This is a genomic window from Streptomyces sp. GbtcB7, from assembly GCF_019091445.1.
Taxonomy (GTDB): Bacteria; Actinomycetota; Actinomycetes; order Streptomycetales; family Streptomycetaceae; genus Streptomyces; species Streptomyces mirabilis.
On record NZ_JAGXJM010000233.1, the window covers coordinates 1 to 297 of the forward strand.

1 pseudogene is annotated in these 297 nt (G+C 73.4%); it reads left to right on the forward strand.

Annotated features, from left to right (window positions below):
* Window positions 1-297 (forward strand): annotated as a pseudogene (locus KVT44_RS55950) (hypothetical protein); the annotation flags it as partial.

Here is a 297-nt window from a genome sequence, read left to right on the forward strand (position 1 = left end):
CGACCTGTCGCTGCAGGTCGGGGCGCGGACCTGGTTCCGCCTCGACGATCAGAGCATCCCGGTCGCCGAGGGGCCGCTCGACGACGAGCACGACCTCCGCACGCCCCGACGCGTCGGCGACCTGTCGCTCGACGTCGCCTTCGCGGGACTCCCCCGCCGCGCCGGACGGATCCATGCGCACCTGATCGCCCCGGACGGGCGCCGCCTCACGGTGTGGGCGGGCGAGGGATTCGAGTACGTCCAGGTCTTCACGACCGACCGCTTCCCTGGGCACGACCTGGCCGTCGCGATCGGCAG